We start from the raw sequence: 3102 nt of genomic DNA, 5'->3' as shown, positions 1-3102 counted from the left end.
AGATTGATTGTTTGATGAATCCGATGGACTGGCGATTCTCGAATCGCCTCTACACAATGGATTAGAATATGAGATTGATTGTTTGATGAATCCGATGGACTGGCGATTCTCGAATCGCCTCTACACAATGGATTAGAATAGGAGATTGATTGTTTGATGAATCCGATGGACTGGCGATTCTCGAATCGCCTCTACACAATGGATTAGAATAGGAGATTGATTGTTTGATGAATCCGATGGACTGGCGATTCTCGAATCGCCTCTACAGGCGGGGGTTTAAACTTCTGCTGGTTGTTAATATCAAATTGAAATTCCAATGATGCAATACCGACGCTTTGGACGAACTGAATTGCAAATGCCGGTATTTTCTTGTGGCGGCATGAGATATCAGTACAAGTGGCAAGATGTGCCGCAATCCACGATTCCGGCGAATAATCAAGAGAATGTAGAAGCGATTATCCGGCGTTCCCTAGAAGTGGGAATTAATCATATTGAAACCGCTAGGGGATACGGAACTTCGGAAATTCAATTGGGGGAAATTCTCCCGAAATTACCCCGAGAACAACTCATTGTGCAAACCAAAGTTGGACCGACGGAGAATCCGGAGGAATTTAGAGCGACTTTGGAACAATCTCTGTCTAATTTAAAGTTAGATTATGTGGATTTGTTGGGAGTTCATGGGATTAATACCCCGGAATTGTTAGATTACAGCCTTCGTCCTGGGGGATGTTTGGATGTGGTTAAAGAGTTTCAAGCGCAAGGTAGAGTCCGGTTTGTTGGGTTTTCGACTCATGCGCCAACGGAGGTAATTATCAAGGCAATTCACAGCAATCGGTTTGATTATGTGAATCTGCATTGGTACTATATTAATCAGGGAAATTGGCCTGCAATTGAAGCAGCGACTCAAGAGGATATGGGGGTTTTTATTATTAGTCCTTCTAATAAAGGAGGAAATCTTTACAGTCCTCCTAAAAGATTAGTGGAACTCTGCCAACCCCTGAGTCCAATTGTATTTAATGACTTATTTTGCTTGTCTCATCCTCAAGTTCATACCTTAAGTATTGGTGCATCCAAACCCACGGATTTTGAGGAACATTTGAAAACTTTAGAGCTTTTAGAAGATGCTGAGGAACTGTTACCGCCGATTATTGAGCGGTTGGAACAGGCGGCGATCGCGCGATTTGGAGAAGATTGGTTCCGAAGCTGGCATATTGGCTTACCCACCCCAGAAGAAACCCCCAATTCGATTAATATTTACCTGATTTTATGGCTGAGAAACCTGGCGATCGCCTACGATATGGTTGAGTATGCCAAAATGCGCTATAACTTGCTCGGAAATGCTAACCATTGGTTCCCAGGGGAAAAAGCCGAAGCCATCGAAACTTTAGATTTTAGCCAATGTCTAGCGAAGAGTCCTCATGCGGATAAAATCCCTGGACTCTTAGCTGATGCTCATCAGTTACTCGCCGGGGAAAGTGTGAAACGACTCTCCCAACAATAAGAGGTTGAAATCATGACAGAAAGCCGGATATGTTTTGTCGGTGACTCCTTTGTAAATGGAACCGGAGACCCAGAATACTTAGGCTGGACCGGCAGAATTGTCGCGGCAGCTTGTCAAACGGGAGAAGAAATTACCGCTTATAATCTCGGGGTCCGACGGGATACCTCTGCGGATATTTTAAAGCGGTGGCTGCCGGAAGTTTCTCATCGTTTACCTCCGGATTGTAACGGAAAAGTCCTATTTTCTTTCGGTGCAAACGATATTACCCTCGAAAAAGGAAAAACTCGCATAGACTTTCCGGACTCCCTGAACAATGCATGGCAGATCCTTGAACAGGCGAAATTGTTGTTTCCGGTGTTAATGGTGAGTTCTCCTCCCCTTGGCGACGGCGAAGACAACTTGAGACTGGCTGCTCTATCCAATCAATTTGAGCAAATTTGCTGCAATCTGTCCATTCCCTATTTAGATGTTTTTACCCCCCTTCAAAACTCCCCAATTTGGATGAGTGAAGTGGCGGCTAATGATGGAGCACATCCTCAATCCGCAGGATATGGAGAATTGGCCAAATTGGTAAAAAATTGGTTAGGCTGGAGATCTTGGATAAACTCAAAGAAGACATGAAAAAAATCAACCTTTCCATCCCCCAACCCAAAACCAAACTTTCTCTAACCCTTTTAAGTCTTCTACTCCTCTTTTCTGGACTGAATAGCTGCACAATTTGGGAGAATAACGCCCCACCTACCATCCCCGAAGCAGAAAGAGATTTGCCGGAACAGCGATTTTTAGAGTTTCCAGGATGGCTAGGATTTGGCACCAAAGTCCAACAAGATGGCGTCACTAAGTTTCCCTTTTCTCCCACCAGTGGAGAGGCACAAATTGCCATGTTTTCTGAACAATGGTCGTTAGTTGATCCCGGGACTCCGTTGGTGGCGATCGCACCGGGAATTCGCGAAGAAGTGACCTTGAGGCGCTGGCAAAATGAACCCTACGGTTGTAACGACAGTCCCACCCCAATGGCAACCTTTAATGCATCTCAAACCTTCCCAGAAGGAGCAGTTTGGGTGTTGCCACCTTCTCAAGGAGATACTGCCACTGCTTTATCTTTGGAAACCCTCCCCATCGATCGCATTCCCGAGGGAGTCCTGCGTAGAGATCCCCCAGACCCCAAGCAAATCCTGGCTTGGGAAGCGGGAGAGACTATCATTGTATTGGAACAAACCACCGAGAATACCGCCTTGTTAACGGTTGCTGACAATGCCGGAACCGATCTCTATACCAATCCGGTGGAAATTTTGTCAATGCCAGGTTCCTACGAGGAACCGATTGATTTTTCTCGATCCGTTCAACCGGGAATTCCAGCACCCATTGGTGCGTTCCAATTCCAAAATAATCCCGTTCCTCTGTTGGTGTTTTGGCGTCCCAGTTTTGAGGGTCATAGCTTTGAGGCGGTGGTTCCTAGAGGGGAGTTCCTAGAGTCGGTTGATGTCGGTTCCGTCTACTATTGCGCCTTTTAGACGAACCGGCAACAACAGATTTAACCCTAGCCCTGTCAAGGTGGTAAATTTAATGACGAAAAATCGTTATTTCTTGGACAGGCGCTT

Annotated in this window: 3 protein-coding genes; all 3 read left to right on the top strand. The window is 45.6% G+C overall.

Features of this window, described 5'->3' with window-relative positions:
* The first annotated feature begins 319 nt into the window (after positions 1 to 319).
* Genes NG833_RS25465 through NG833_RS25455 form a run of 3 tightly spaced genes read left to right on the top strand, consistent with a single transcriptional unit; the run spans position 320 to position 3015 of the window.
* A complete protein-coding gene (locus tag NG833_RS25465) occupies positions 320 to 1501 on the top strand; it encodes an aldo/keto reductase (RefSeq protein WP_375293955.1) in 1182 nt (393 codons plus the stop codon).
* Positions 1502 to 1513: 12 nt separating this feature from the next.
* A complete protein-coding gene (locus NG833_RS25460) occupies positions 1514 to 2122 on the top strand; it encodes a GDSL-type esterase/lipase family protein (protein WP_254568076.1) in 609 nt (202 codons plus the stop codon).
* Positions 2119 to 3015 carry a hypothetical protein gene (locus NG833_RS25455; RefSeq protein ID WP_254568075.1) on the top strand — a complete coding sequence of 299 codons (897 nt, stop codon included), beginning with the start codon at positions 2119 to 2121 and terminating at the stop codon, positions 3013 to 3015. Before NG833_RS25460 ends, NG833_RS25455 begins: the two co-directional genes overlap by 4 nt.
* Positions 3016 to 3102: the final 87 nt, after the last annotated feature.

This window comes from Oscillatoria sp. HE19RPO (genome assembly GCF_024220515.1).
GTDB lineage: Bacteria > Cyanobacteriota > Cyanobacteriia > Cyanobacteriales > Laspinemataceae > Laspinema.
The sequence above is the reverse complement of the archived record's forward strand: the minus strand, read 5'-3'. Positions and strand labels throughout refer to the sequence as shown.

Excerpts from the sequence above, each read along its gene's own strand:
- NG833_RS25465 (WP_375293955.1), top strand. The coding sequence starts at position 320 with ATGCAATACCGACGCTTTGGACGAACTGAATTGCAAATGCCGGTATTT.
- NG833_RS25460 (WP_254568076.1), top strand. The coding sequence starts at position 1,514 with ATGACAGAAAGCCGGATATGTTTTGTCGGTGACTCCTTTGTAAATGGA.
- NG833_RS25455 (WP_254568075.1), top strand. The coding sequence starts at position 2,119 with ATGAAAAAAATCAACCTTTCCATCCCCCAACCCAAAACCAAACTTTCT.